The 25,267-nt window shown below is 37.1% G+C and carries 26 protein-coding genes; 4 read left to right on the top strand and 22 right to left on the bottom strand.

Annotation, left to right across the window (positions count from 1 at the left end; genetic code table 11):
- Positions 1–150 precede the first annotated feature (150 nt).
- On the top strand, positions 151–453 hold the full coding sequence (locus M030_RS0102055; protein ID WP_027372017.1) for a hypothetical protein: 303 nt from the start codon (positions 151–153) through the stop codon (positions 451–453).
- Between the two features lie 44 nt (positions 454–497).
- Here M030_RS0102055 and M030_RS0102050 read toward each other — a convergent pair whose 3' ends face one another.
- From M030_RS0102050 to M030_RS0102035, 4 genes are all read right to left on the bottom strand, one after another.
- Positions 498–866 (bottom strand): iron chaperone, encoded by a 369-nt coding sequence (locus tag M030_RS0102050; protein ID WP_027372016.1) that lies wholly within the window; start codon positions 864–866, stop codon positions 498–500.
- A gap of 131 nt (positions 867–997) precedes the next feature.
- The gene (gdhA, locus tag M030_RS0102045; protein WP_027372015.1) at positions 998–2,356 is read right to left on the bottom strand and encodes an NADP-specific glutamate dehydrogenase; all 1,359 of its coding nucleotides are present in this window, start codon (positions 2,354–2,356) and stop codon (positions 998–1,000) included.
- Positions 2,357–2,547: 191 nt separating this feature from the next.
- On the bottom strand, positions 2,548–3,657 hold the full coding sequence (gene dprA, locus M030_RS0102040; RefSeq protein ID WP_027372014.1) for a DNA-processing protein DprA: 1,110 nt from the start codon (positions 3,655–3,657) through the stop codon (positions 2,548–2,550).
- Between the two features lie 32 nt (positions 3,658–3,689).
- Positions 3,690–4,457 carry a rhomboid family intramembrane serine protease gene (locus M030_RS0102035; RefSeq protein WP_027372013.1) on the bottom strand — a complete coding sequence of 256 codons (768 nt, stop codon included), beginning with the start codon at positions 4,455–4,457 and terminating at the stop codon, positions 3,690–3,692.
- Between the two features lie 251 nt (positions 4,458–4,708).
- Here M030_RS0102035 and M030_RS0102030 point away from each other — a divergent pair, with 251 nt between their 5' ends.
- Positions 4,709–5,638: a DUF3078 domain-containing protein gene (locus M030_RS0102030; RefSeq protein WP_027372012.1), complete on the top strand. Its 930-nt coding sequence runs from the start codon at positions 4,709–4,711 to the stop codon at positions 5,636–5,638.
- A gap of 231 nt (positions 5,639–5,869) precedes the next feature.
- Positions 5,870–6,793: a DUF3078 domain-containing protein gene (locus M030_RS0102025; RefSeq protein ID WP_027372011.1), complete on the top strand. Its 924-nt coding sequence runs from the start codon at positions 5,870–5,872 to the stop codon at positions 6,791–6,793.
- A gap of 62 nt (positions 6,794–6,855) precedes the next feature.
- Here the strand turns inward: M030_RS0102025 and sufD are convergent, their stop codons facing one another.
- The 5 genes from sufD to M030_RS0102000 form a co-directional block, all read right to left on the bottom strand.
- Positions 6,856–8,163, bottom strand: coding sequence for a Fe-S cluster assembly protein SufD (gene sufD / locus M030_RS0102020; protein ID WP_027372010.1), 1,308 nt, complete (start codon positions 8,161–8,163; stop codon positions 6,856–6,858).
- A gap of 167 nt (positions 8,164–8,330) precedes the next feature.
- Positions 8,331–9,074, bottom strand: a complete 744-nt coding sequence (gene sufC, locus M030_RS0102015) for a Fe-S cluster assembly ATPase SufC (RefSeq protein WP_027372009.1) — start codon at positions 9,072–9,074, stop codon at positions 8,331–8,333.
- A gap of 18 nt (positions 9,075–9,092) precedes the next feature.
- The gene (locus tag M030_RS0102010; RefSeq protein ID WP_027372008.1) at positions 9,093–9,596 is read right to left on the bottom strand and encodes a GNAT family N-acetyltransferase; all 504 of its coding nucleotides are present in this window, start codon (positions 9,594–9,596) and stop codon (positions 9,093–9,095) included.
- Positions 9,597–9,600: 4 nt separating this feature from the next.
- Positions 9,601–11,049, bottom strand: coding sequence for a Fe-S cluster assembly protein SufB (gene sufB, locus M030_RS0102005; protein WP_027372007.1), 1,449 nt, complete (start codon positions 11,047–11,049; stop codon positions 9,601–9,603).
- 83 nt (positions 11,050–11,132) lie between these two features.
- On the bottom strand, positions 11,133–11,462 hold the full coding sequence (locus tag M030_RS0102000) for a HesB/IscA family protein (protein ID WP_027372006.1): 330 nt from the start codon (positions 11,460–11,462) through the stop codon (positions 11,133–11,135).
- A gap of 262 nt (positions 11,463–11,724) precedes the next feature.
- Here M030_RS0102000 and M030_RS0101995 point away from each other — a divergent pair, with 262 nt between their 5' ends.
- Entirely contained in the window at positions 11,725–12,576 is an 852-nt protein-coding gene (locus M030_RS0101995) for a GLPGLI family protein (protein ID WP_027372005.1), read from the top strand.
- 134 nt (positions 12,577–12,710) lie between these two features.
- On the opposite strand, the gene M030_RS0101990 is transcribed toward M030_RS0101995, so the two are convergent.
- The 13 genes from M030_RS0101990 to nrfD form a co-directional block, all read right to left on the bottom strand.
- Positions 12,711–13,574 carry a neutral zinc metallopeptidase gene (locus M030_RS0101990; RefSeq protein WP_027372004.1) on the bottom strand — a complete coding sequence of 288 codons (864 nt, stop codon included), beginning with the start codon at positions 13,572–13,574 and terminating at the stop codon, positions 12,711–12,713.
- 49 nt (positions 13,575–13,623) lie between these two features.
- On the bottom strand, positions 13,624–14,454 hold the full coding sequence (locus tag M030_RS0101985) for a GLPGLI family protein (RefSeq protein ID WP_027372003.1): 831 nt from the start codon (positions 14,452–14,454) through the stop codon (positions 13,624–13,626).
- Complete coding sequence (locus M030_RS0101980; protein ID WP_027372002.1) at positions 14,447–15,316, bottom strand: hypothetical protein; 870 nt, start codon at positions 15,314–15,316, stop codon at positions 14,447–14,449. Before M030_RS0101980 ends, M030_RS0101985 begins: the two co-directional genes overlap by 8 nt.
- A 31-nt stretch (positions 15,317–15,347) precedes the next feature.
- Entirely contained in the window at positions 15,348–15,515 is a 168-nt protein-coding gene (locus M030_RS25380; RefSeq protein WP_155860227.1) for a bacteriocin-like protein, read from the bottom strand.
- 85 nt (positions 15,516–15,600) lie between these two features.
- Positions 15,601–17,682, bottom strand: coding sequence for an LTA synthase family protein (locus tag M030_RS0101970; protein WP_027372000.1), 2,082 nt, complete (start codon positions 17,680–17,682; stop codon positions 15,601–15,603).
- Between the two features lie 215 nt (positions 17,683–17,897).
- On the bottom strand, positions 17,898–18,416 hold the full coding sequence (gene ribH / locus M030_RS0101965) for a 6,7-dimethyl-8-ribityllumazine synthase (RefSeq protein ID WP_027371999.1): 519 nt from the start codon (positions 18,414–18,416) through the stop codon (positions 17,898–17,900).
- A gap of 3 nt (positions 18,417–18,419) precedes the next feature.
- Positions 18,420–19,127, bottom strand: coding sequence for a hypothetical protein (locus M030_RS0101960; RefSeq protein WP_027371998.1), 708 nt, complete (start codon positions 19,125–19,127; stop codon positions 18,420–18,422).
- A gap of 205 nt (positions 19,128–19,332) precedes the next feature.
- Complete coding sequence (locus M030_RS0101955) at positions 19,333–19,869, bottom strand: adenine phosphoribosyltransferase (RefSeq protein ID WP_027371997.1); 537 nt, start codon at positions 19,867–19,869, stop codon at positions 19,333–19,335.
- Entirely contained in the window at positions 19,870–21,078 is a 1,209-nt protein-coding gene (locus M030_RS0101950) for an NTF2-like transpeptidase (RefSeq protein ID WP_027371996.1), read from the bottom strand.
- 254 nt (positions 21,079–21,332) lie between these two features.
- The gene (locus M030_RS0101945) at positions 21,333–22,664 is read right to left on the bottom strand and encodes a hypothetical protein (RefSeq protein WP_027371995.1); all 1,332 of its coding nucleotides are present in this window, start codon (positions 22,662–22,664) and stop codon (positions 21,333–21,335) included.
- 8 nt (positions 22,665–22,672) lie between these two features.
- The gene (locus tag M030_RS0101940) at positions 22,673–23,356 is read right to left on the bottom strand and encodes a c-type cytochrome (RefSeq protein ID WP_027371994.1); all 684 of its coding nucleotides are present in this window, start codon (positions 23,354–23,356) and stop codon (positions 22,673–22,675) included.
- A 1-nt stretch (position 23,357) separates the two neighbouring features.
- Entirely contained in the window at positions 23,358–23,879 is a 522-nt protein-coding gene (locus M030_RS0101935) for a DUF3341 domain-containing protein (RefSeq protein WP_027371993.1), read from the bottom strand.
- Complete coding sequence (nrfD, locus tag M030_RS0101930) at positions 23,866–25,263, bottom strand: NrfD/PsrC family molybdoenzyme membrane anchor subunit (RefSeq protein WP_027371992.1); 1,398 nt, start codon at positions 25,261–25,263, stop codon at positions 23,866–23,868. The genes M030_RS0101935 and nrfD overlap by 14 nt, the downstream gene beginning before the upstream one ends.
- Positions 25,264–25,267: the final 4 nt, after the last annotated feature.

Raw genomic sequence — 25,267 nt, 5'->3', positions numbered from 1 at the left:
TCCCTGCCTAAGGGTCTCAATCTTTGCAAGATTACGACTTTTTCCAAATTCCTCTTAAAATGTTATAAAGTACGTTAAATAAGTGTGTTACACATAATTTTTTTAAATGGTGTCTCGTTTAGCTTAAACAATCATTTAAAATATTACATTATGAAAAAGTTATTTTTTACGGCCGCGTTTACTTTAGTCGGAATAATCGCAGTATCGGCCCAGACAACACCTCAGAAACCGGCTGAAAGTACAACAAATACGCAGACAACAACCAACACGCAACCACAGAAAGCTCAGACTACCACTGAATGGAACACTACAACAAAGACAGGTGAAGTCAAGCAAAGTACAACAGCTGAGGCTGCAGCTCCTGCCGCCGAAGCAACCCCTGCAGCTACTGCGGAAGCTACAAAACCTGCTGAAGCAAGCAAAGAAGAAAAGAAATCTAAAAAGAAAAAGTGATCATACTTTAGCAAACACTAGTCGCAATCCTGAAATATTGTATTTCAGGATTTTTTCTGATCAATTTCCAAAATTCTGAACGCGATGATCCTGCTGATTAATTCCAGCGGAATCTCTTCATTGACAGGGAATTGTACAGCTCCTTTTGAAAATTTATAATGCATTTTCTCAAAATCTTTTTCAAAGTTTTTAATACCTTCTGCTCCGGGATAAAAACCAATGTGTTTTTTGTAGCCGGCAAAGTACACCAAAGGCTTACCCTTATATTTGAAAGCGGGTATCTGATATCCGATATACTCCTCTATATCCGGAACTTGTGTATGAATATGCTTTCTGATTTCAAGCAATTTCATCTGAACATCTGTCGGGAACAAAAGAATGTATTCATCAATATTTTTTAATGTGTTTTGCATTATATAAAAATAAAAAAAGCGCTGCATATAGCAACGCTTTCTCCTTTCACTTTTTACTTTTTTCCCATTTTCCCGGGAACAGGCTATATCAAAAAAGGTCGGGAGTTTTTCCCAACCTTTGTATTTTTTAGTTACACAACTCCTTGAGCCAACATTGCTTCTGCAACTTTTACGAAGCCTGCAATATTTGCCCCTTTCACGTAGTTTACATACCCATCTTCGTCTTTTCCGTAGTCTCTACAAGCTTTGTGAATACCGATCATGATCTCCTTTAATCTTGCGTCAACCTCTTCAGAAGTCCAGTTCAGACGGATAGAGTTTTGCGTCATTTCCAATCCTGAAGTAGCAACACCTCCGGCATTGGAAGCTTTACCAGGAGAGAATAATACTTTATTGTCTAAGAAATAGTTGATAGCATCTAGTGTAGAAGGCATATTTGCTGCTTCAGTAACACAAACACATCCGTTTTCAACTAATACTCTTGCATCTTCTAGGTCTAGTTCGTTTTGAGTTGCAGAAGGGAATGCTACATCACACTTCACTTCCCAAGGACGTTTTCCAGCGTGGAATTCAGCAGATGGATATTTTTTAGCATAATCCTCAGCTCTGTTGTTTCCGGAAGATCTCAATTCTAATAAATAATCGATTTTTTCTCCGCTGATACCATCTTTATCGTAGATATATCCGTCAGGACCAGAAATAGTCACTACTTTAGCCCCAAGTTCAGTTGCTTTTTTGATAACTCCCCAAGCTACGTTTCCGAAACCTGATACCGTTACTGTTTTACCCTGGAAATCTTGTCCGATTGTTTTAAGCATCTGCTCAGCGAAGTATACAACTCCGTATCCTGTAGCTTCAGGACGGATTAATGATCCTCCGTAAGCAAGTCCTTTTCCTGTAAGAACTCCTGTAAATTCGTTTCTGATTTTCTTATATTGTCCGAAAAGGTAACCGATTTCTCTAGCTCCAACACCAATATCTCCTGCAGGAACGTCTGTTTCAGGACCGATGTGCTTACATAATTCTGTCATGAAAGCCTGGCAGAAACGCATTACTTCCATATCAGATTTACCTTGTGGATCGAAATCTGAACCTCCTTTACCACCACCCATCGGCAATGTCGTTAAAGAGTTTTTGAATACTTGCTCGAAAGCTAAGAACTTAAGAACTGATAAGTTTACAGTAGGATGGAAACGGATTCCCCCTTTGTATGGACCAATAGCAGAGTTCATTTGAATTCTGAAACCTCTGTTAACCTGAATTTCTCCTTTATCATCAACCCATGGAACTCTGAAGATAATAATTCTTTCAGCTTCAGCCATTCTTTCAAGCAGCTTCATTCCTGTATATTCTTTCTTGGTAGCAATGAATGGGATTACTGTTACGGCAACTTCTTTTACAGCCTGTAAGAATTCCGGCTCATTAGGATTTTTTGCTTCAATTTTTGCAATAAACTCTTGGATTTTCTGGTCAATATTATATTGTTCCATTATATTAAGGTTGAATATTATTGTCAACAAATTTAATTTTTTTTTCAAGATTCACAACACTCTATTTTAAGATTGTTAAAAATTAAATAATAATGTTTCGAAATATTATTAAATTAATAATTTATGATCAAATTTTATTAAAAATGAAATGTTATGTATGAAATAATGCAATATTAAGAAATCGTTAAATCTTAAATTGCTATAAATTGTCTCCCGGAAAACGATTTTACTTTCCCTAAAAGCTCCAGTTCAAGAATTATCGGTAATATTTTATAGGAAGGGAGCGAAATTCCCTGTGTCAGATCGTCCAGCGAAATCTGCGGATTATCTTTGATGAAATGATATATTGAATCCTGATCTTCAGATAATTGTATTGATGTTTCGCTATGCGGGAAAAGCTCTTCAATTTTTTCTCTCGGATTATTAAAACCAAGCATCTGTACAAGATCTTTTATACTGGAGATTGCTGTGGCTTTATTTTGGAAAATCAACTGATTACATCCCTGGCTGAAACGGTCTGTTATTTTTCCGGGAAGGGCAAAAACCTCTCTGTTGTAATCATTGGCAAAGGACGCGGTACTTACAGATCCGCCCCCAAAACCGGTTTCAACGACAATAGTGGCGGGTGAAATTCCCGCAACAATTCTGTTCCTCTGAATAAAGTTTTCCCGGTCCGGTTTTCTCGAAGAGCTGAATTCCGTGAGAAGTGTGCCTCCCTCGTCCAGTATTTTTTCTGAAAGTCTTCTGTTTTTTGCAGGATATAAAAACTGAAAACCATGCGCAAGAACTGCAATTGTAGGCTTTTTGTTGTGGATTGACTGCTCATGAACTTCCTTGTCAACTCCCAGCGCAAGCCCACTGACGGTGGCATATTTTGAGGATTGCGAAGCTTCAAAGAAGTCTTCAATAAATTGCTTGCCGTATGGGGTCATATTTCTTGTCCCTACAATACTTACTTTGGGGAGTACATTATCAGGATCTCCTTTTTGATATAAAATAGCAGGAGCATCTGTACATTCGTTCAAAAGGAAAGGGATTTCATTAAGGAACCTTAATTTGATTTGAATATTATTTTTTTCGCAAAATTTAAGTTCCTTTTCTGCAAATTTCAGATGAGCTTCGTTTCCAATGTCAGAAACGGTTTTGTAGCCCATGCCTTCTATTTTTTTATAGTTTTTCTTTGCGTTTTTCCATGCTGCCTGAGCACTTCCAAAGGTTCGGACGAGCTTATGAAAATTGATGTCGCCAATCTGGCTGCATTCGCGAAGGGCGACGGCAAAAAGATGTTCTTCGGAAATCATGTGTGTTTTTTTTCAAATGTAGTAAATAGTTTTTATTTTTTCCTTAGTTCATCCAAATGATCCCAAATATCATCTCTTTTTTTATAGGGAAGTTCGAGGAAATCCTCAGGGTGATTTTCTTTGTATTCCTGCCATAATTTGTCATCTTTTTCGCTATAATAATTAGGAAATTCCCAGATGAATCTTTTCTTTTTTTCTCCTACATTTTTAAACGTAAAGGCGAGAATACTTCCTACCAGAGCTCCGGAAAGGTGCGCCTGCCAGGATATTTTGCTGGGTTCCTGCATATTATAAAAGAGCTCTTCAGGAAGCATTCCCCATACCAGACTTCCGTAATATAGTACAACAAGCATCGAGATGGTCAGCAGTTTTGTATTCCACTTGAATACACCGCTGAAGAAAAGGAAAAAAGCAAGGACATATACCACGCCACTGGCTCCAATGGTACAGGTGTACATATAATCTCCTGTGAAGATATCAATAGGGGGAAGAAGCCAGACCAAAAGCCCGGTTGCTACCCATCCCATAAGAAAAACTTTATTGGCGACAAGCGGGTAGAATTGGTATAACAAAAACATCAGTGCCGCAATTGGAATTGAGTTTCCTATGATATGATCTATATTTCCGTGAAGAAGAGGAGAGGTGATAATCCCCAATAATCCTTCAGGCAATAATGGAATAATGGCTCCAAAGCAACTTCCAAAAAAGCCCTGCAGTTGTAAAAAGTACCCGAACCACATTGCAGATAACATCAGCAACGGATATATAATCGCTCTTTTGGAAATTACATTTTTGAACATGAGGATTTTACGTCAAATCAAAAGCCAATGATCAATTTCGGAAAATTTGGCGATGAAATTTTTCTACCCATCTGATTTTAAGACAAAAGGTATCAATTTTATATTGTATTACATTTTGTTTTGGCACAGATTTTATAACTTAGCTACTACAAGTAATAATGTAAACGACAACGGTGAAATTTTTATCGTACTTAATAATTTTTCAAAAAAAATTATATTAACTATTTTTACATTAAAATTTATTTGGAGTAATGAAGCGATTTTTATTGATTCTTTCCTTTTTTGTAGGGATTTACGCGAGTGCACAAGAGGAATTAAAGAAAGATTCGGTAGTGGTAGATACCATCAAATACTGGTCGGTTTTAGGAAAAAATACCTTGATGATTAACCAGGCTGCCTTTTCAAACTGGGTAGGAGGGGGAGCCAACAATGTGGGGTGGCTTGCCGGAGTAAATTATAATCTGACCTATGAAAAAGATAAAGACCTTTGGGAGAATATCATCATCCTTGGATATGGGCAAAATGATACTAAAGGGCTCGGGGTCCGAAAAACTCAGGATATGATTAATCTTTCAACCAATTATGGGCGAAAGTTTTCCAAGAGCTGGTATTTTTCTTCTGGCGCCGGTTTACAGTCACAATTTGCGCCAGGATATGAAGACGGGAATAATCCTGCAGCAAAGAAAATTTCAAATTTCATGGCTCCCGGATATTTGAACGTCGGTGTGGGTATCACGTATAGGCCTAATGATGATTTAACCGTTACTTTACGTCCTGTCAACGCCAGATGGACTTTTGTACTGGATAAAGACCTTCAGCTGGCCGGAACTTATGGTTTAAAAAGTGATGGAGATACTTCTTTACTACAGTTCGGTTTTCTGGGAACTGCAATATATAAGATGAAAATTATGGAAGATATTTATCTGACCAATACAGCTTCTGTTTTCTCTAACTATCTTGATCATCCCGATCGATTGGTATTGGCCTATGGAGCGATTTTAAATTTAAAAGTCAATAAATATATCTCATCCAATGTAACCCTGGATTTACTATATGATCATAATCAGATAGCAAAAACTCAGCTTAAGCAGACATTGGGAATAGGATTTGCCTACACCTTGGATAACGGGGTAAAGCGCTCAGACCGTAAAGACAGCCAGTGGTGGCTTAATAAAAAATAGATTTACAATCAACTTTAATAATGAAAAGCACTCCCACAACGGAGTGCTTTTTTGTTTTTACGGGATTGATGTTTTAAGTTTTTTTAAGTTTGGAGATTGTAAAATAAAAGGGTAAATACTTTAATTTCATTGGATTATAGGGATGAATTTAGTGTTGTTAAATTCATTTTAAAGTGAATTTTATCAGGGGCGTGAATTATTATTTATACATTTGCAGGAAATCCTTGAATTATGAAAAAACTTTTATTGGTCGCTTCCATTTCTTTTGGGGCTATGGCAACCGCGCAAGAAACAAAAACTGACGCACCTGTTGCAGATACCGTTAAAGCCTGGTCTATCCAGGGACAAAATACACTAATGCTTAATCAGGCTGCCTTCTCGAACTGGGTAGGAGGGGGAGCCAATAACGTAGGCTGGCTTGCCGGTGTCAATTACAATCTTACCTATGAAAAAGGTAAAGATCTTTGGGAAAATATTATTATTCTTGGCTATGGACAGAATAATACCCAAGGTACAGGAGTAAGAAAAACCCAGGATGTGATCAACCTTTCTACAAACTATGGTAGAGAATTTGCCAAGCATTGGTATATATCAGCGGGTGCAAGTCTTCAGACTCAGTTTGCTCCGGGTTACGAGGATGGAAACAATCCGGATGCTAAAAAGATCTCAAATTTCTTTGCTCCCGGATTTCTGAATCTGGGTGCCGGTGTAACGTACAGACCAAATGATAATCTTACCGTGACTTTACGTCCGGCGAATGCAAGATGGACTTTCGTACTGGATAAAGATCTGCAGAGAGCAGGAACTTACGGACTTAAAAATGATGGTGATTCTTCTCTATTCCAGTTCGGTTTCCTGGGAACGGCAATGTATAAGATTAAAATTATGGAAAATATTAATCTTACCAATACTGCCTCTGTATTTTCAAACTACCTGGATCACCCGGACAGATTGGTTCTTGCATATGGTGCTATCTTAAATATGAAGATCAACAAGTATATCTCTTCCAATATCACCTTAGACCTTTTATATGATCATAATCAAATCCGGAAAACCCAGCTTAAACAGACTTTAGGGGTAGGGTTTGCCTATAATATAGACAACGGAAAGAAACGGTCTGATAATAAAGACAATCAGGGCTGGTTAAAAAAATAATTGCTGTAAAAAATAAAAAGCACTTCAAAATGAAGTGCTTTATTATTATCAAATATATAAGTCTAAAATTCTATATCTACTTCTAATTTCTCAGCCAATAGCTTTGAAATTTTTTCTTTTAATGGCTCAATGTCGATGTTTTGCATGGCATCATTGGCAAATGCATATAATAATAATGCCTGAGCTTCTTTTTTAGAAATACCTCTTGCTCTGAGATAGAACAGGGCATCTTCGTTAAGCTGGCCTACGGTACAACCGTGAGAACATTTTACATCATCAGCAAAGATCTCCAACTGTGGTTTGGTATCGATACTGGCGCCTTCGCTTAGTAAAACGTTATTATTCTGCTGGTAAGCATTGGTTTTCTGAGCAATTTTATCAACAAAAACTTTTCCGTTGAAAACGCCGTGTGCATTACCATCATAAATACCTTTATAGTTTTGGTAGCTTTCACAGTTCGGGAAGTTGTGATGAACTGCCGTGTGATGGTCTACCAGTTGGTCTTTTCCGATAATCGTGATTCCGTTCATGAATGAATTGATGTTGGATCCATTATGAATAAAATCAAGGTTATTTCTTACCAGTTTCCCTCCGAAAGAGAATGTATTGACAGTGGTTAAGCTGTCTTTTTCCTGTCTTGCAAACGTATGATCTACAAGGTAAGAAGTATTGTTGTCGTTTTGAAGTTTATGCCAGTCTGCTTTTGCATTCGGATAAGTGAAAATCTCCGTCACGGAGTTTGTCAATACATACGTACTGTCAAAATTATGATGGCTTTCAATAACCTCTACTTTCGCTCCTTCTTCTACGATTAACAGATTTCTTGTGTTATAGAAAGTGTTTTCTTCCTGATTTTGAGAAATGTAGAAAACATGGATCGGTTTTTCAATCACTACATTTTTGGGAACCTTTAAAAAGAATCCGTATTTGCAGTAAGCAAGATTAAGGTTGGTGAAGGCCAATTCCTTAGAGGCAATCGTATTGAAATATTTTTCAAAAACTTCTTTGTGTTTCTCATCATTCAATGCATAATTGAATGAAAGGAATTCTACATTCTCAATAGAAACTTTTGAAAGCTCTTTGTGAAGTTTTCCGTTGACAAAAACGATCCAATCAAAATTTTCTTCACCCAGATGCAGTTGGTCAAACTGTTCTTTGGTGATATTGTGGTTCTCTTTAGGAAAAAAGTTGTAGTTCTTTTCCGTGATCTCCTTCAGGTTGGTATATTTATATTCTTCGTCTTTCTTTGTCGGAAAACCAAGGTTTTCAAATCTTTGAAGAGCTGCTTTTCTTTCATCATCAAGAAACCTGTGACGAAGAGCCTCCAAAAATTCATTATGGTTTTCTATAATTTGTTCTTTTAATGCCATTACTGGTATATCTGTGGTTTGCACCATTTTTTCTTTTTATGTGAACTAAAATATTGTCATTCCGAGGAATGGGAATCTCAATTCTTATGATTAAGGATTCTTTATTTTGCTATTTCATTCCAGAATGACAGCGAAAATTTTAACCTCTGAAATAATTGATTTTCTTCTTAGTTAAGAAGCCAGTCGTACCCTTTTTCTTCAAGTTCCAATGCCAGAGATTTGTCACCTGTTTTGATGATTTTTCCGTTAGCTAAAACGTGAACGAAGTCAGGTTGAATATAGTTTAGCAATCTCTGATAGTGAGTGATCAAAAGAACTGCATTTCCTTCATTTTTAAAGTGGTTTACTCCATCTGCTACGATTCTTAAAGCATCGATATCTAATCCTGAATCTGTCTCATCAAGAATAGCTAATTTAGGATTAAGCATCATCATCTGGAAGATCTCGTTTCTCTTCTTTTCACCTCCGGAGAATCCTTCGTTGAGTGATCTTGAAAGGAAATCTTTTTTAATTCCCAATTTCTCAGACTTTTCACGGATTAATGCAAGCATTTCTTTTGCCGGCATTTCTGATAATCCGTTGGCTTTTCTTGTTTCGTTTAAAGCAGCCTTAATAAAGTTCGTTACCGAAACTCCCGGAATTTCCACAGGATACTGGAAAGAAAGGAAAATCCCTTTGTGAGCTCTATCTTCAGGAGCATCCTCGATGATGTCTTCTCCTTCGAAAAGAATCTCTCCACCGGTTACTTCGTAATCTTCTTTTCCTGCGATTACGGAAGAAAGGGTAGATTTACCTGCTCCGTTTGGCCCCATGATAGCGTGAACTTCACCCGGCTTTATTTCAAGATTAATCCCTTTTAATATTTCTGCGCCATCTTCAATTTTGGCGTGAAGGTTTTTAATTTCTAACATTTTATTTGCTTAAACAAATTATTTTTGAATTCGATATACTAAACTTTCAGGTTGACCAGGAACGTCATTTAGCGTCCCGATTTTGATCATGCCTGCCTTTTCTAAAACTTTAACAGAAGCTAAATTGTTGGGACGGACAATGGCAAAAATTTCTGTATTGTCTTCATTAATCCCTACATTTATAGCTTTCTTTGTGAATTCTGTGGCATATCCTTTCCCCCATGCCTGGGAAGCAAAACGATAACCTAAATTCAATTTTTCTTCTTCTCCGTAGAGTCTGTAGCTCAGCCCACCAAAACCTATTATATTTTCAGGGTTTTGCTTTTCAGCAATTGCCCAGCTTCCGAAATGATACTTTTCCCAGTGTTCAAGCATTCTGGTAAATGTACCTTCTGCTTTTTCAAAACTCATGGAGCCACTTGGATTATGAATATTGGTTTCAGGGTCATGATTAATCTCAAAGAATCTTTCAAAATCTTCTTTTGCAGGCTTTCTTAAGATTAATCTTTCTGTAGCTATCATGCTTTTATCCTACTGATCCTTCTAATGAAATCTCCAACAGTTTCTGTGCTTCAATAGCAAATTCCATTGGAAGCTTATTTAATACTTCTTTACTGAAACCATTTACGATCAATGCAATTGCTCTTTCTGTATCGATACCTCTCTGGTTACAGTAGAAGATCTGATCTTCCCCGATTTTTGAAGTTGTAGCTTCGTGCTCCAGCTGGGCTGTAGGATCTTTGATCTCGATATAAGGGAAAGTGTGGGCCCCACACTCATTACCCATCAATAAAGAGTCACACTGAGAGAAGTTTCTCGCCCCTTTTGCAGAAGGCATTACTTTTACCTGACCTCTGTAAGAGTTCTGAGATTTTCCTGCAGAAATACCTTTGGAGATGATCGTAGATTTGGTATTTTTTCCAATGTGGATCATTTTTGTTCCGGTATCAGCGTACTGGTGGTTGTTGGTTACTGCGATAGAGTAGAACTCCCCGATAGAATTATCACCCTTCAAAATACAAGATGGGTATTTCCATGTTACCGCGGAACCTGTTTCAACCTGTGTCCATGAGATCTTTGCATTTCTTTCACAAAGTCCTCTTTTCGTTACAAAGTTGAATACTCCTCCTTTTCCTTCTTCATTCCCCGGGTACCAGTTTTGTACGGTTGAATATTTGATTTCGGCATTATCCAGAGCAATTAACTCTACCACAGCAGCGTGAAGCTGGTTCTCATCTCTTGATGGTGCAGTACATCCTTCAAGGTAAGAAACATAGCTTCCTTCGTCAGCGATGACAAGTGTTCTTTCAAACTGACCTGTTCCTGCCTGATTGATACGGAAATATGTAGAAAGCTCCATTGGGCATTTTACACCTTTAGGAATATAGCAGAAACTTCCGTCAGAAAATACTGCGGAATTCAATGCTGCGTAAAAGTTATCTCCTCTTGGAACTACTTTTCCAAGATATTTTCTTACCAGGTCCGGGTGATTTTTAATAGCCTCAGAGATAGAACAGAAGATAATTCCTTTTTCTGCCAATGTATCCTGGAAAGTTGTTTTCACAGAAACTGAGTCAATTACAATATCTACAGCAACTCCTGAGAGTCTTTTCTGTTCTTCGATATTAATCCCTAGCTTTTCAAAAGTCTTCAATAATTCCGGATCTACCTGATCAAGGCTTTCCAATTCCGGTTTTGCCTTAGGAGCAGCATAGTAACGGATTGCTTGAAAATCAGGTTTTTCATATTTGATATTCGCCCAATTGGGTTCTACCATTTTTAACCAGATTTTGAAAGATTCCAGACGCCATTCAGTCATCCATTCAGGCTCCTCTTTTTTAGCCGAGATAGCACGGATGATGTCTTCATTTAAACCCGTTGGGAAATCTTCATAATCAATTTTGGTTTCCCAACCGAATTCATATTTTTTATTTTCTAGATCGACTCTTAAATCGTCTTCAGTATATTTACTCATTATTATTTTTTAGAGTTCAGATTTAGATTTCAGAGCTTGAAGATGTATCTGAGCTCTGAAATCCAATATCTTATGTCTTTTCTTTATAGACTAAATGATTCTCCACATCCACATGTTCTGGATGCGTTCGGGTTATTAAAAACAAACCCTTTTCCGTTCAATCCTCCTGAATATTCAAGAGTTGTTCCCGCTAAATAAAGGATGGATTTTTTATCTATAATAATTTTAATGTTATTATCTTCAAAAATCTGATCTGTGTCTGTTTTTTGGTTGTCAAACTTTAAAACATACTCTAAACCAGAGCATCCGCCGCTTTTTACCCCCACTCGTATATAATCTTCAGCAGGGTTAAAACCATCTTCAGTCATTAACTGAATGGCTTTCTCCTTTGCATAGTCTGATACTTTTATCATTGTATTTATTTAGAATGATTTAATGATGCAAAAATACGAACTAATTTCCGCAATCTCAAATCGAAGATATCTATTTTAATGATTCTGATATTAATAGGGTTAATTTTACCTTAATGAAGGCTCATGTTTACCTAAATTTTATGTGCATTGATTGAGAATTGTGATTTTAATTTAACCTTGAAAGTGGTTTTTAATCTATAAATTGAATAAGCTGAAAATGAGATGATTTTTAAATGCTATGTTCAATAAGAAATAAAATATTATGAAAAAAACAGGTATTATTATTCTGACTCTTTTCGTGCAAATGATCTCTGCACAGGTTAACAGGTTTGTTTACCAGGTAACCATGAAACCGGATATAGAAAATAAGGGGGATATCAAGACGGAAAATGCATATCTTGATATTTCTGCTGAGAAATCAGTATTTTATTCTGAAAACCGGATTAAAAGGGATTCGATTATGCAAAAAGCCTTTCAGGGTGGCGGTGGAAGAGGAAGTATCAACAGAGATCAGATGGAAGGATTGAGAACCAACATCAATTATACTGTTGAAAAAGACAAAACCAATCAGAAAATATATTTAAAAGACAGAATTGGCAGAGATCAGTATTCGTATGAAGAAGATCGGCCTCTGAATTGGAAAATATCTTCTGAAACTATGAAAATAGGAGAATATAAGGTTCAGAAGGCAGAAGCAGATTTTGGCGGCAGAAAATGGACGGCCTGGTTCACTACGGATCTTCCTTATCAGGACGGACCTTATAAATTCGGAGGACTTCCGGGACTGATTGTGAAAGTGGAGGATGATAAAGGAGATTATTCTTTTGATTTGATGAAGAACTATAAGATCACTGACTTTCCTACTCTAAACCAGTTTGGAAATACCTTAAAAGTGAAGCGAACAGATTTTGTTAAGCAGCAACAAAAGTTTAAAACTGATCCCATGTCATTTATGCAAGGCGGTAGCCAGGGTGGGTTTTCCACAACCAGAATTGGTGGAGGAAGAGGAGCCGGCGGCGGCGGAAACCAAAATCCTGCTGATATGAGAAAAAGAATGGAGGAAAGAGTGAAGGAGGAAGCAAAAAAGAACACCAATCCGATTGAATTACAATAAATTAGATAATAAATTAAACCTGTTAGGTTTAAATCAATAGGATAGAAATAAAATCAGCTTTATTAAATGGCGAGAAAGTAAAAATGCCAGTGATATATTCACTGGCATTTATTGTATAATGTAAGTCTGTTTTATTATTTCAAAAGTTGGTTGAAAGTATCTCCCTGTCTGATATCACCGGTGTTATAACCTTTCATAAACCATTCCTTACGCTGTGCAGATGAGCCATGTGTAAAGCTTTCCTGGTTCACATACCCCTGTGATCTCTTCTGAATATTATCGTCTCCAACAGCTTGTGCAGCATCTATTGCAGACTCAATATCGCCAGGCTCCAGGATATGCTTGCTGTCATTTGTTCTTTTTGCCCAGACTCCTGCATAGAAATCAGCCTGAAGTTCTGTGGCAACAGAAACTCTGTTCATGTCAGCTTCCGAATATCTTCCGCTTCTTCTCAATGCATCCACTTTTTGAGTAGTTCCTAAAAGAGTCTGCACGTGATGTCCTACTTCGTGGGCGAGAACATAAGCTACTGTAAATTCAGTTACTTTAGCTCCAAATTTCTGCTGAAGTTCACCGAAAAAGCTCATATCCATATATACTTTCTGATCTGCAGGGCAATAGAATGGTCCCATAGCAGATTGAGCAGTACCACAAGCTGATTGTGTTGTATTTTCAAAAAGAACAACCTCAGGCGCGCTATAAGTCATTCCATTTTCTTTAAAGATTTGATCCCAGGTAAGGATATTCCATTTGGCCATCATATCGACCATTTCTCCGATCTGTTTTTCCTGTGTAGTGAGCTCTCTTCTTTCTCCCGTATTTCCTGAAGACTGAATGCTGCCGGAATTCAGAATGCCGGAAGGATCGCCACCCAGAAAGAAAACGATTGCAGCTATAATTAAAGTTCCAAGGCCACCACCTACGATCATGCCACCTCCTCCGCCTCCGGAGCCACGGCGGTCATCAACGTTTCCGCCCCTGTCGTCTGTCCATCTCATATCAATGTTTTTTTGTCACGTAAATTTATAAAATTAAAGCTTACAACCATTAAAATGTTATGATAGGAATTTCCTGGTCAGGATAATTATTAAACTGATCAATAATTTTTTGTACGGATGCATTGGTATCTTTATAGTTTTTATCTTTAGCTCCGTTGAATTCATATGTGAAACTATCACCCATATCGTTCCTGAAATTAATGCGTTGAGAAGCAGGGTCTTTCATGAAATTAGTGATAATACTATTCAATTTTTCTTTTGATATGTTGTCTTTCGGTTTCAGTATTTCTTCTGTTTCACTTAGTTTCTTTATTCCGGTCATTTCAAATGTATAATCCCCGTCCAGAGATTCTGCTTTGATAACTAATCCGGGTAAACCTGAAAAAACATAAGGGCCGGCATTGATGGGAATATCTGAAGTATATACAACATACCATTTTCTTTTGCCAAAATCCGTAGACGCCTCGTGGGCGGAATAATTTTTATAAAGGCCTATCTTTTTAAGATGACTGTATTTTGGTGGTTGTTCTTTATACCAATAATTAAACTGATTAAAACTGCCACCCACACTGCACTCACTTTTTGATAATGTGTTATAAACTTTGAGCCTTAGCAGCGGGCTTGTCATAGATCTGGCCGCTTTACTATTATTGGTATTTACTAAAGAGTCTATTTTCGCCTTATTAAGACTATAAAAAAAACTTTGATCTCCGATAATATTTAAGATCATTTTTTCTTTGATGAACAAGTCTTTGTCTTTTATCGGTTTAAACTTTACTTCGTATGAGACCTGATAATTTTGACAAGAAAAATATCCGCAGGATCTGCATAGAATAAATAAGAACACAATTAGTTTTGCTAATTTATATTTATTACTCATTAAATTTTTCAATTAAAACTTTTTTATAATATTCTTTATTATGTCCGTTTATACTCTCCAGGTATTTGTATTTACTTCTGAAATATTCCCGCTGGCAGATTGGAGGGAGATACTGATTGGTCTCGTCGTCATCTGTATGCTCAATAATAGGGTAGACTGGAAGTTGAGCTTGTATCAGTCTTTTATTTTTTGCTAAAGTCTCTATGACATGATATTGTAGAGAGTAATTACAGTTATATTTCGGAATATCTGTCTCTATGTATTTTTTATAGTAATAGTTGATAGCTTCTTGTTTGAATATTTTGTCTTTATGATTAATTGTAGAAAATATGGTATAGAGCCAGTTATATTTTACATAATTTTTTAACCTTTTCACTGAATCTTTATCTTCGGGAGAAGCAATAATATTTTTGAGATTAACCTTCTTTAAAACATCCATTAGAAGTAATTCTGAAGTGTTTTTTAATTCTCCGATAGCTTTTCTGTTACCAATCTGTTCATAAGCATTAATTTTGTCAAAGGTGTCAATATTTAATTTTTCGTTGATATATTCATGAAGAGCAGCATTATCTCCTGTATATTGAATGGTGTTTTCCTTTCCGAGGATTACAATGAGTTTTTCTGTTGGTTCAAGAAATAAAAGTACTGATCTGTTGATTTTCCCTGTCTTGTCGCTGCATGATATTTTACTAGTCTCAGAAAACTTTCTTATTTCATTAACCCCAATCAATATTTCGCCATCATTATTTCTCACAGTAAGTGTCTCTGTAGTCTTATTGATTACTGTAAGCTCTTGTGCAATTAATGTTGAAAAAGAAAATAAGGAGATACAAAATATCCCCTTTAGTGTTAAATACTTCATATTCTAAAGTATAAATTCAATATTGTAAATTTTAAGATGCTCTATATTCATCACACTTTTTAAAACAATCTGTTGCATCATTAGCAATGAAATCTCTAGGTGGCTTTCCTGAACCTGCTGGTGCACAGTGGCAATTAAATTCTGACCCTCCTTTTACAGTTCTTAATTCACTTCTAGAAATTTTCTTTAAGTTTTTCATAAATAATAAAATTTTTGGTTATTGTTTTTGTTACTTTTCGAATATAATAAAAAATATCAAAAAGGAGTGATTTTTAATAACGAATCTATTTTCTGTTTAATTGTCTGGTTTTCAGCCAATACGAAGTAGACTGGTACGCGGAGATCGTTTCATCTACCAATTTCTGGTCTGCGGGTTTCAGCAATTTTTCGTTGTAATAAAGCTTAAACTCCGGAGCAAGGTCACTTTTATCAAGCTCTAAGGAGTACTGTTTCGCTTTTTTAACCGGTGAAATAATGGTTAATCGGTCGCCTTTTACAAATCCAAGATCCTGATAGGTGGCAATATAAGCCTTTGGCTGGAATTCTTTGGTAAAAACATCCTGACCCAGGAATTTCGATTGATAGTTGAAATTCAGCAATCCGAATAGGGTAGGCATCACATCAATCTGGGACATCAAAGTATCAAACTTTTGAGGTTGAATAAACCCTTCAGAGAAAATCATTGCCGGAATTCTGTATTTATCCATCGGAAGTTCCGTTTTACCGGCACTGGAAGCACAGTGGTCTGCGATAATGACAAAAACTGTATTTTTATACCAATCCTGTTTTTTAGCCATATCAAAAAACAGCTTAAGAGAATAGTCTGTATATTTTACACCACCTTCACGGGATTTTGAAGTTCCGGGAATATCAATTCTTCCATCAGGATAGGTAAATGGTCTGTGATTCGAAACCGTCATCCAGTGGTTAAAGAATGGTTTCCCTGATTGGGCTTCCGCATTCATCACCTGAATGGCTTTTCTGGCCATATCTTCATCGGCAACGCCCCAGACATTGGCAAAGGTAATTTCTTCCGGTTTAAAATTGTTTCGGTCTACAATACCATAGCCATTTCCTCCGAAGAAATCCTGCATATTATCAAAATAGCTGTATCCGCCGTATAAGAATTTCACATCATAGCCTTTTGACTTGAATACATTTCCGGTGGTAAATTTATTTTTGTTGTCGTCTCTTTTAATAATACTTTCTCCGGCTGTAGGAGGAATACAAAGAGTAAGCGCTTCCAATCCGCGTACTGTTCTGTTTCCTGTAGCGTAAAGATTGGTAAACATCAATGATTTATCTGCCAGACTATCCAGGAATGGCGTTATTTTTTGGGTATTTCCATAGTGTTCCATAAAATCTGCCGAAAGGCTTTCAATGGAAATAAGCACTACATTTTTCTTTACTTCCGGCTGCGCAGCAACAATATTTCTGGATAATGATGGCTGTGCATATTGGCTTAGAAAATTCTTTTCGGCCTGCTGCTGATCAATCTTTGAATAAAACTGGAAATAATCAAGTTCATTATGGGTAAATGCCCAGTAGAATTTTGGAATTCCGTTCGCTTCAATTTCGTCGGCAAATACATTGTCTGATTTGATCTGCATTAATGAAGGAATTGCTAAGGAGCTCAGAGCGCAAAGTACAATGAAAGTACCCAACAGAACCATCTTCTGCTTAAAGTCCGGAAGTTCCAACAATTCATTTTTTGTTTTTTTGTAGATAAACCATGTAATGGTAAGGGTAACGATCATGATCGCGGAAAAGAGAGGAATTACAGGATAACTTTCCATGATATTACCAATCACTTCGTTGGTATAGATCAGGTAATCCACGGCAATGAAGTTATAGCGTACTCCAAATTCATTATAAAAGAAGTATTCGCTAACCCCGTTAAAAATAATAACGAGAACGTAGAGCAATAATGTTACAAAGTATAAGACATTACGGATTTTTATTCTTTGTGCAGGCAGGAACAGCATTAATCCAAATAAAAAGGTCTTGATTCCTACGAACGCAAGAGCTACCTCTGTCACAGAACCCCCATATTGCTTGAAAATATTATTGGGAATGAGCCAGATATACAGGAAAAATAACAACAGGGCGCCAAAAATAATATAACCGTAAGGCTTTTTATATTTTGAATTGGATAAAAATAAGAAATAGAGTGCGAGGATAGCACTGGCCATTATGAAAACAAAGATATCATTTACAAACCCTACCAATAGAACTTTTATGATTTCAAAAAATCCAAAACTTGCAGTAGTGATCGGATGAAAAAAGAATACTATTCTTATTATCAACGAAATAATAAGATAAAAAATTCCTAAATACAGGAATGGCTTTATTTTTTGTAAGAACATGTAATAACTATCTATATTAGTTTTCACAAAGATAGTTTTTGTACACAACTTTTGACATATAAAAAGCAAAACATCCCGTTTATTAGTAAGATTTTATAAGTTTTTAAGTGAAAATTAAACTCTGATCGTCGGCAAATATTATGTGTTTTATAGCTAAAAATAAAGGTTGCCCTACTAATAAGACAACCTCCGTATATTGTTAAAAAGATCAGAAATTAAGAGTGGCCGAAACCGATATTTCCTTTCTTGTCAGATAATTTCTTTTTGAAATCAATCATTCTTAGAGCGGTAACCGCTGCTTCTACACCTTTATTTCCAAGATCTCCGCCACTTCTTGCGATAGATTGTTCTTTGGTATCATCTGTCAGTACACAGAAGATGGTAGGAGTATCAGTCATAATATTACAATCTTTTAATCCCTGGGCTATTGCAGAGCAGACATAATCAAAATGAGGAGTTTCTCCGCGGATGACACATCCTATAGAAATTACTGCATCATATTTTCTTTCTTTGCAAAGCTGCATGCTTGCATAGTTTAATTCAAATGCTCCAGGCACCGGGAAAAGTTTAATGTTTTCAGGTTTTACACCCTCTTTTTCAAGGATTTCCAGAGCTGCATCACGAAGATTGTACGTTACAAAATCATTCCACTCAGAAAAAACAATGCCGATAGAAAAATCTTCGGCATTGGTTATATGAAGTGGCTTGTAATCGGAAAGATTAACTGTTGCCATTTTTTAATAATATTTAGTCATTTCAATATAAGAATCAGACATTCCGTTGTCGTAGTCCTGATATTTCTCGTCAATGGCCGAGAAGTATTTTTTAGCTTCCGCATTCTTTTTTAATCCTAAAGCAACAATACCTGCTTTTCTGGTAAAGAAGTATTTTGTGTAAGGATCATCGGAAGCATTGGCTGCTTTATCCAATAATGCTAAAGCTTCATCATTTTTATTAAGACCTGATTTAGCATCTGCCATAGCTCCGTATTTCATTGCTACCAACGTTTTGTTGTCGGAAGAGAATTTATCAAGAAGATCATAAGCTTCCTGAAATTTTCCTTCTTTAAACTTCAATAAACCTGCATTGTAAGCTGAAAGCTGCCCAACACTTGTTCCTGAATAATCGTTATATGTGCCAACAAAACCAGGATTTGCAGCTGACTTTCCTCCTAAAGCTTCTTTATCTTTACCTTCTGCAAGGTTTTTCTGAGCAGCAAGGAAACTTTTTACAGCTTCGGTATTTTTAGGAGCCACTACAAATTGCTTATATCCAAAGAATCCTAAAACTCCTAAGATTAAAACTCCAAATGCAATACCTAAAGGCTTTGAATATTTTTCAAGAAATCTCTCAGTGTTTAAAGCCTCTCTGTCAAGGTCTTTAAAAAACTCAACCGTTTCTTTACCTTCTTGCTCGTTTTGAGCGTTCTTTCCCAATTTTGCCATAAGTTTTTAAAAATTGAACTGCAAATTTAATTGTTTCTGAATGATTTACAAAATACTTTATCAGTATTATTGTTGAAATGTTGCCAATTCGTGTTTCATGATACTAAAAACGCTTCGGCTCCGCTCTGTATAACATTTCTGAAAACATTTGTTTCAGGTGGATGGTTATACGGAGCGAAGCCGGAATTTATTTTCAATAGATATGCTAATATTCTAAAACGTGGTAGACTTCAGCACCGAATTTTTTCAGTTTTTCATCTCCTTTCAGTCCTTTTAATCCAATCAGGAAACTGAATTGAGATACTGTTGCTCCTTGTTTTTCTACTAATTTTGCCGCAGCTTCTGTTGTTCCGCCGGTGGCAAGAAGATCATCATGGATGAGGATTCTTTGTCCTTTTTTAATCTGGCCTTCGCGGGTTTCAATGATGGCGCTTCCGTATTCCAGATCATAGCTTTCCGAAATGATTGGGGGAGGAAGTTTTCCTGCTTTTCTGATCAGGATGAAAGGAACTTCTAATGCTACAGCAATAGCGATTCCAAACAGATATCCGCGACTTTCTATTCCGCAGACGGCATCTATTTTACCTTTGCTGAAAGCTGCAAGATCTGCTATTACATCTTCATAAAGTTTCGGGTCTAAAAAAATAGGTGAAATATCCTTAAACTGTATTCCGGGAATCGGAAAATCAGGGATATTTTCAATTGTTTCTTCCAGTTTTTTGATCAGTTCTGCTGAAGCCATCTATGGGTTTATTTTATAGCTGGAAATTTTCCAGTCTCCGTTTACATTTTTAAGTCCGAAAGTTACTTTCAGTGAAGTTGTTTTTCCGTTTTTATCGGTAACATCATAAGTAGCATTTACACTGGCTCCATTCGCATTGGCAGCGCTTGTTGTGATGTTCTTCACACTTACATTTTTTACCGCTCCAAAACCTGAGTTAGGGTTTGAGAAAGATTCATAGCTTCCCCAGCTTGGGTTATTTGATGTTTCGTATGCGGCCTTTAAATTCTGAGAGCTTACGCTGTTTAAAAACTTACTTACGGTATTTTTCGGATCGGCAGCTGGTTGTTTTGGCGCAGCCGGAGTTGCGGGAGTAGCAGTTGTTCCTTGTTCAGTAGTTGTAGAAGGTACCGTAGCCGATGGATTGTTTGGATCTACTACTGCACTTGGCTGTTGTGCTACAGCTGTAGTATCTGTTTTCGGAACTGCAGGAACTTTTAGAGCTGCAGCGTTTACATCAAGGCCTATTTTTGACATTTTGAACGTTTTAGCCGTTGTTTTTACGGAAACTGTGATGTCAATTTTGTTATCTACTACTTTTGAAGCAGGAATAGATGAGAACTTCAGGTTGAACCCTTTGAAGTTGTTATCCTGCATTAAATTTTTGGCTGTAGACAGTCTTACCCCGTTGCTGAAAACTTCTAAAGTAGCTTCAAGGCCTGCTCCTGTAAATGATACGGGATTTCCCGCTGCATCCACAAGTCTTGGAATAACCTGGATCGCCGTAGGTGCACCGCTTCCATCATTTCCGGTAGGTGTTGTAACAATGGTTAGTGATCCTGCTTTTACGTCATTGGGGTCACTTTCTTTAGCTTTATCATCACCGAAGATATTCATTTCTCCTAATGATGGCGGGTCTGTACTGGCCCATTCTATTCCGTTTTTTTGTGCAACTTCGTCAGCAAGGCTAAGGATTTCAGGAACCTTTTTCCCGTTGATAAGTTTTCCAAGAGCTTTGAGCTCATTTACATCACCATCGGCTTCTACACCAAATGTTTTAAGGATATAAAGAGCTTCATTAAACTTAATCTGTTTAATGGTTGATAAGCTGGAAGTCATATCGTTGATACTTGACTGCAGCGTTTTAGTATTCGTAGCATCTACATGATCTTTCTTACATGCTGTGAAAAGCAAAAGACTGAAAACAAGTAGAAAAGAAAACTTTTTCATTTTTATTTGGTTTGTTGCAAATTTAGTAAAACCTTTATTAATAGTAGATTTTTATTTTTTGTTTTGTTATTCTTTTACATTACGATTGAATAAAGTGAACAAATTTTCTACTTATTGAGGGTGAGAATCAACCGGATGATAATACAGTCAGATCAGCTGTTTAGTGAATAACCTGTCCGGAAATTCCTGATTTTGTGCGAAAAAAAAAGACCGATCAATGACCGGTCTTTTAAATTTTATCTTGTTATAAGTCCTTAGAAAGGATACTCATAAATTTCAGATTCGTGTAGGTAAGGGTTTCCTGTAGGAATCAACTTCAGTTTAGATAGAGCTGAAAGTACAGTAAACATAAATAATCCACCAACGAACAGGATAGCTCCTAAGATTAACAAGAATACTTCAGGAGTGTTCCAGTATGGTCCTACCGTTCCCGGCATTACCATGTTGAAGTAATCCAGGATGTGTCCCAGGATCACAACAACTGCCATTGTAGTTACTACTTTGTAGTTTCTCTTAATGCTGCTACTTACTAATACCAATAATGGTAACAAGAAGTTGATGATCAACATTGGTAAGAAAGTAGGAGAGTAGTGCTGGAATCTTCCGAAGAAGTAATTAACTTCTTCCGGTACGTTAGCATACCAATATAGCATGAACTGAGCGAACCATGTATATGTCCAAAGCATACTTGTAGCGAAAAGGAAAACTCCTAAATCGTGTAAGTGGTTGTCATTGAACTGTGGTAAGAAACCATTTTTCTTAAGATAAACACTTAATAAAATGATAACAGCAATACCACTTGAAAGGCAGCTAACCATTGAATACCAGATATACATTGTAGAATACCAGTGAGGGTCAATAGACATCAACCAGTCCCAAGCCCATGCAGCAGATGCAAATCCGAAGAATGCAATATATCCTACAGCCCATCTGTAAAGCATTTGATACTCTACTTTAGACTTGGTTTCGTCTACTTTTTTAGACTGAGCCTTTAATTTCCATGCGAAGAAAGAAGCACCTACTACATAAATGATCGTTCTGATTGCATAAAAAGGGATATTTAAGAATCTTTTCTTTTCGAATAAAATTACGTCGAAATGAGCAGAGTTAGGGTCTGTTAATTCCGGATCCATCCAGTGGAACAAATGGCCATTGTGAGTGATGTTTAAAATCATCATGATAACCAGGATAGCCCCTCCGTAAGGAATATAAGAAGCAATAGCCTCCATTACTCTTGTAATAATAATTGGCCAACCAGCGTGGGCAGCGTGCTGAATACAGTAAAAAAACAATACAGCACAACTTACTCCAAAGAAAAAGACAGCTACAAAGTGTAATGAAGCTAAAGGCTGATTGTGAACCTGAAGCTCAGCATGCTCTAAGTGAGCTGCGTGGTCTTGAGGCCCAACCATTTCACTTGAGTGTGTAGGAGCATTATGACCTGAAGCATGAACAGCTTCCATCATTTGTTCTATTTTCTCAGTAGAAAGTCCTTTATTCATAAAGAAACCAATACCGAACAGAACTAAACCTACAACAAGAAGTATTATAGAAGTTGATTTTAATTTTGGTGAAAAACTATACATTTCTTTTCTTATTTTTTAGTTTCGGTAGTCGTTTCAGTTGCTGGTGCCGCTGTAGCTGCTGCCGGTGCTGCTGCTCCTTTTTTGAAAGCACTCATCACATACATAGCCACTCTCCATCTGTCTCCTGCGTTCAGTTGTCCCGCATAAGATCCCATTGCATTTCTACCGTTTGTTAATACATAATGAACAGATCCTACAGTAATTTCTCTGTCAGCGTAATTAGGTACTCCTGAGAATGCTCCGGTTTGTACAATAGGTCCTTGTCCATCTCCTCCTGTTCCGTGACATGCAGCACAAGTGTGATCAAACAATACTTTTCCTCTTTCAAGATCCTTGGCAGCATTAGCCGGGTTCAGAGGAGAAGTCGTAAGTTTTTTAGAAGCATCATACCCTGCATTGTACTCGTCAACGTTTTTAGGTAATAAGCTTTCTTCAAAAACACCATCTTTATTCTGAGCTACTGATCCTTCTACCGGAGAAAGACCTGTAGCCCCATTATTTTTTACGAAAGCAGGAATTTCATTTTCATGATCTGAATACGCGTCCTGAGCTTTCATCAATGGATCATAAGCTACCGGAAAATACATGTCCGGGAAATATACCAGCGGAGTATTCTCCTTTGGCCCGCAAGAGTTAAGTAAAACTGTTGTTAAACCTAAAACTGCTGTAATTCTTAATACACTATTTTTCATTTTAAGCGTCTTTAACAGTTATTTCTTCAACTCCAGTTTCAATAAGCAACTGTTTTACAGATTCTACATCTTCAGTTACAAATTCCATCATGAATTTATCATCCGTAGTTCTTGGGTCAGGATTCTGAGCCGGTGCTCCCGGATACATCTTGTTTCTAACTAAGAAAGTAAGAGACATCATGTGAGCTGCACAGAATACCATTAATTCAAACATTGGAACTACGAATGCCGGCATATTGTGTCCCCAGTCAAAAGCTGGTTTACCACCAATATTCTGAGGCCAGTCGTGGTTCATTACATACCAGGTTAACGTAGCACCGATAGTAACACCATAACAAGCATAGATGAAAGCAGCATCAGAAATTCTTGTTTTCTTTAAACCTAAAGCTTTATCTAGTCCGTGAACCGGAAACGGAGTATAGACTTCGTTTATCGCGATTCCTTTATCGTTGAATGCTTTAACGCCGTTCATTAAATCGTCGTCGTCAGCATAAAGTCCGTATACAATTTTAGTGGTGCTCATCTCCTTCTTTTGCTTTATAAGTTTCACCTGAGATTTTCAAAATCGATTTTAATTCAGCCTGCGCAATTACAGGGAATGTTCTTGCATATAATAAGAATAATACAGAGAAGAATCCGATTGTTCCTAAGTATACACCCACATCAATGATCGTTGGCTTAAACATTGTCCATGATCCTGGTAAGTAGTCTCTTGAAAGGTTGATAACGATGATATCAAAACGCTCAAACCACATACCGATGTTAATGATCAATGCAACAATGAATGTCCAGATAATATTTGTTCTTGCTTTCTTGAACCAGAATGAAGCTGGAACTACAAGGTTACAGATAATCAATGACCAGAATGCCCACCAGTAAGGTCCTACAGCAGCACCTGGTGAAAGGTAAGTAAAGTCTTCAAATCTAGATCCTGAATACCATCCGATGAAATATTCAGTAGCATAAGCTACAGTTACCATACCACCTGTTAAAACGATTACGATGTTCATAATTTCGATATGATACATGGTAATGTACTCTTCAAGGTGACATACTTTTCTTGCTACTAACAATAGTGTCTGTACCATTGCAAATCCTGAGAAGATTGCTCCGGCAACGAAGTAAGGAGGATAGATCGTTGAGTGCCATCCTTTAATTACTGAAGTTGCGAAGTCAAAAGATACGGTAGTGTGTACCGAGAATACAAGCGGAGTTGCTAAACCTGCAAGAACCAAAGAAAGTTCTTCGAATCTTTGCCAGTGTTTTGCTTTACCACCCCAACCGAAGGCCAGGAATGTATAAATTTTCTTAGTCCAAGGAGTTTTAGCTCTATCTCTGATCATTGCAAAGTCAGGGATCAATCCCATGAACCAGAATACAGTTGATACTGAGAAATACGTTGAGATCGCAAATACGTCCCAAAGTAGAGGAGAGTTGAAGTTCCCCCAAAGAGAACCGAATTGGTTTGGTAAAGGGAATACCCAGTATCCAACCCAAACTCTACCCATGTGAATTACAGGGAAGATTGCTGCCTGTACAACCGCAAAGATCGTCATCGCCTCTGCTGATCTGTTTACAGACATTCTCCATCTCTGTCTAAATAATAATAATACTGCTGAGATTAGGGTCCCGGCGTGACCGATACCTACCCACCATACGAAGTTGGTAATATCCCAACCCCAGTTAATAGTTCTGTTAAGCCCCCATGCTCCAATACCTGTCCCGATAGTGTAAGCGATACAGCCGAATCCATAAAGGAATAGAACTAGTGCAGCATATAATGAAATCCACCATAATTTACCTGCTCTTTCTTCGATAGGTCGTGCAATATCTTCTGTGATATCGTGATAAGTTTTGTGACCAATAATTAGAGGTTCCCTTATCGGAGCTTCGTAATGTCCTGACATTTTT

The sequence above is a fragment of the Chryseobacterium sp. UNC8MFCol genome (assembly GCF_000482305.1).
Classification (GTDB): Bacteria; Bacteroidota; Bacteroidia; order Flavobacteriales; family Weeksellaceae; genus Chryseobacterium; species Chryseobacterium indologenes.
This window is presented reverse-complemented; position numbering and strand designations above follow the sequence as displayed.

Bases quoted from the DNA above. Each gene is read 5' to 3' on its own strand.
- M030_RS0101980 (WP_027372002.1), bottom strand. From the start codon at position 15,316: ATGAAGTATTTAACACTAAAGGGGATATTTTGTATCTCCTTATTTTCT.
- M030_RS0102055 (WP_027372017.1), top strand. From the start codon at position 151: ATGAAAAAGTTATTTTTTACGGCCGCGTTTACTTTAGTCGGAATAATC.
- M030_RS0101960 (WP_027371998.1), bottom strand. From the start codon at position 19,127: ATGGCAAAATTGGGAAAGAACGCTCAAAACGAGCAAGAAGGTAAAGAA.
- M030_RS0102030 (WP_027372012.1), top strand. From the start codon at position 4,709: ATGAAGCGATTTTTATTGATTCTTTCCTTTTTTGTAGGGATTTACGCG.
- M030_RS0102035 (WP_027372013.1), bottom strand. From the start codon at position 4,457: ATGTTCAAAAATGTAATTTCCAAAAGAGCGATTATATATCCGTTGCTG.
- M030_RS0102000 (WP_027372006.1), bottom strand. From the start codon at position 11,462: ATGATAAAAGTATCAGACTATGCAAAGGAGAAAGCCATTCAGTTAATG.
- M030_RS0102050 (WP_027372016.1), bottom strand. From the start codon at position 866: ATGCAAAACACATTAAAAAATATTGATGAATACATTCTTTTGTTCCCG.
- dprA (WP_027372014.1), bottom strand. From the start codon at position 3,657: ATGATTTCCGAAGAACATCTTTTTGCCGTCGCCCTTCGCGAATGCAGC.
- nrfD (WP_027371992.1), bottom strand. From the start codon at position 25,263: ATGTCAGGACATTACGAAGCTCCGATAAGGGAACCTCTAATTATTGGT.
- M030_RS0101950 (WP_027371996.1), bottom strand. From the start codon at position 21,078: ATGAAAAAGTTTTCTTTTCTACTTGTTTTCAGTCTTTTGCTTTTCACA.
- M030_RS0101955 (WP_027371997.1), bottom strand. From the start codon at position 19,869: ATGGCTTCAGCAGAACTGATCAAAAAACTGGAAGAAACAATTGAAAAT.
- gdhA (WP_027372015.1), bottom strand. From the start codon at position 2,356: ATGGAACAATATAATATTGACCAGAAAATCCAAGAGTTTATTGCAAAA.
- M030_RS0102010 (WP_027372008.1), bottom strand. From the start codon at position 9,596: ATGATAGCTACAGAAAGATTAATCTTAAGAAAGCCTGCAAAAGAAGAT.
- M030_RS0101970 (WP_027372000.1), bottom strand. From the start codon at position 17,682: ATGTTCTTACAAAAAATAAAGCCATTCCTGTATTTAGGAATTTTTTAT.
- sufB (WP_027372007.1), bottom strand. From the start codon at position 11,049: ATGAGTAAATATACTGAAGACGATTTAAGAGTCGATCTAGAAAATAAA.
- M030_RS0101995 (WP_027372005.1), top strand. From the start codon at position 11,725: ATGAAAAAAACAGGTATTATTATTCTGACTCTTTTCGTGCAAATGATC.
- M030_RS0101990 (WP_027372004.1), bottom strand. From the start codon at position 13,574: ATGAGATGGACAGACGACAGGGGCGGAAACGTTGATGACCGCCGTGGC.
- M030_RS25380 (WP_155860227.1), bottom strand. From the start codon at position 15,515: ATGAAAAACTTAAAGAAAATTTCTAGAAGTGAATTAAGAACTGTAAAA.
- M030_RS0101935 (WP_027371993.1), bottom strand. From the start codon at position 23,879: ATGAGCACCACTAAAATTGTATACGGACTTTATGCTGACGACGACGAT.
- sufC (WP_027372009.1), bottom strand. From the start codon at position 9,074: ATGTTAGAAATTAAAAACCTTCACGCCAAAATTGAAGATGGCGCAGAA.
- ribH (WP_027371999.1), bottom strand. From the start codon at position 18,416: ATGGCAACAGTTAATCTTTCCGATTACAAGCCACTTCATATAACCAAT.
- M030_RS0101985 (WP_027372003.1), bottom strand. From the start codon at position 14,454: ATGAGTAATAAATATAAATTAGCAAAACTAATTGTGTTCTTATTTATT.
- M030_RS0101940 (WP_027371994.1), bottom strand. From the start codon at position 23,356: ATGAAAAATAGTGTATTAAGAATTACAGCAGTTTTAGGTTTAACAACA.
- M030_RS0101945 (WP_027371995.1), bottom strand. From the start codon at position 22,664: ATGTATAGTTTTTCACCAAAATTAAAATCAACTTCTATAATACTTCTT.
- M030_RS0102025 (WP_027372011.1), top strand. From the start codon at position 5,870: ATGAAAAAACTTTTATTGGTCGCTTCCATTTCTTTTGGGGCTATGGCA.
- sufD (WP_027372010.1), bottom strand. From the start codon at position 8,163: ATGGCATTAAAAGAACAAATTATAGAAAACCATAATGAATTTTTGGAG.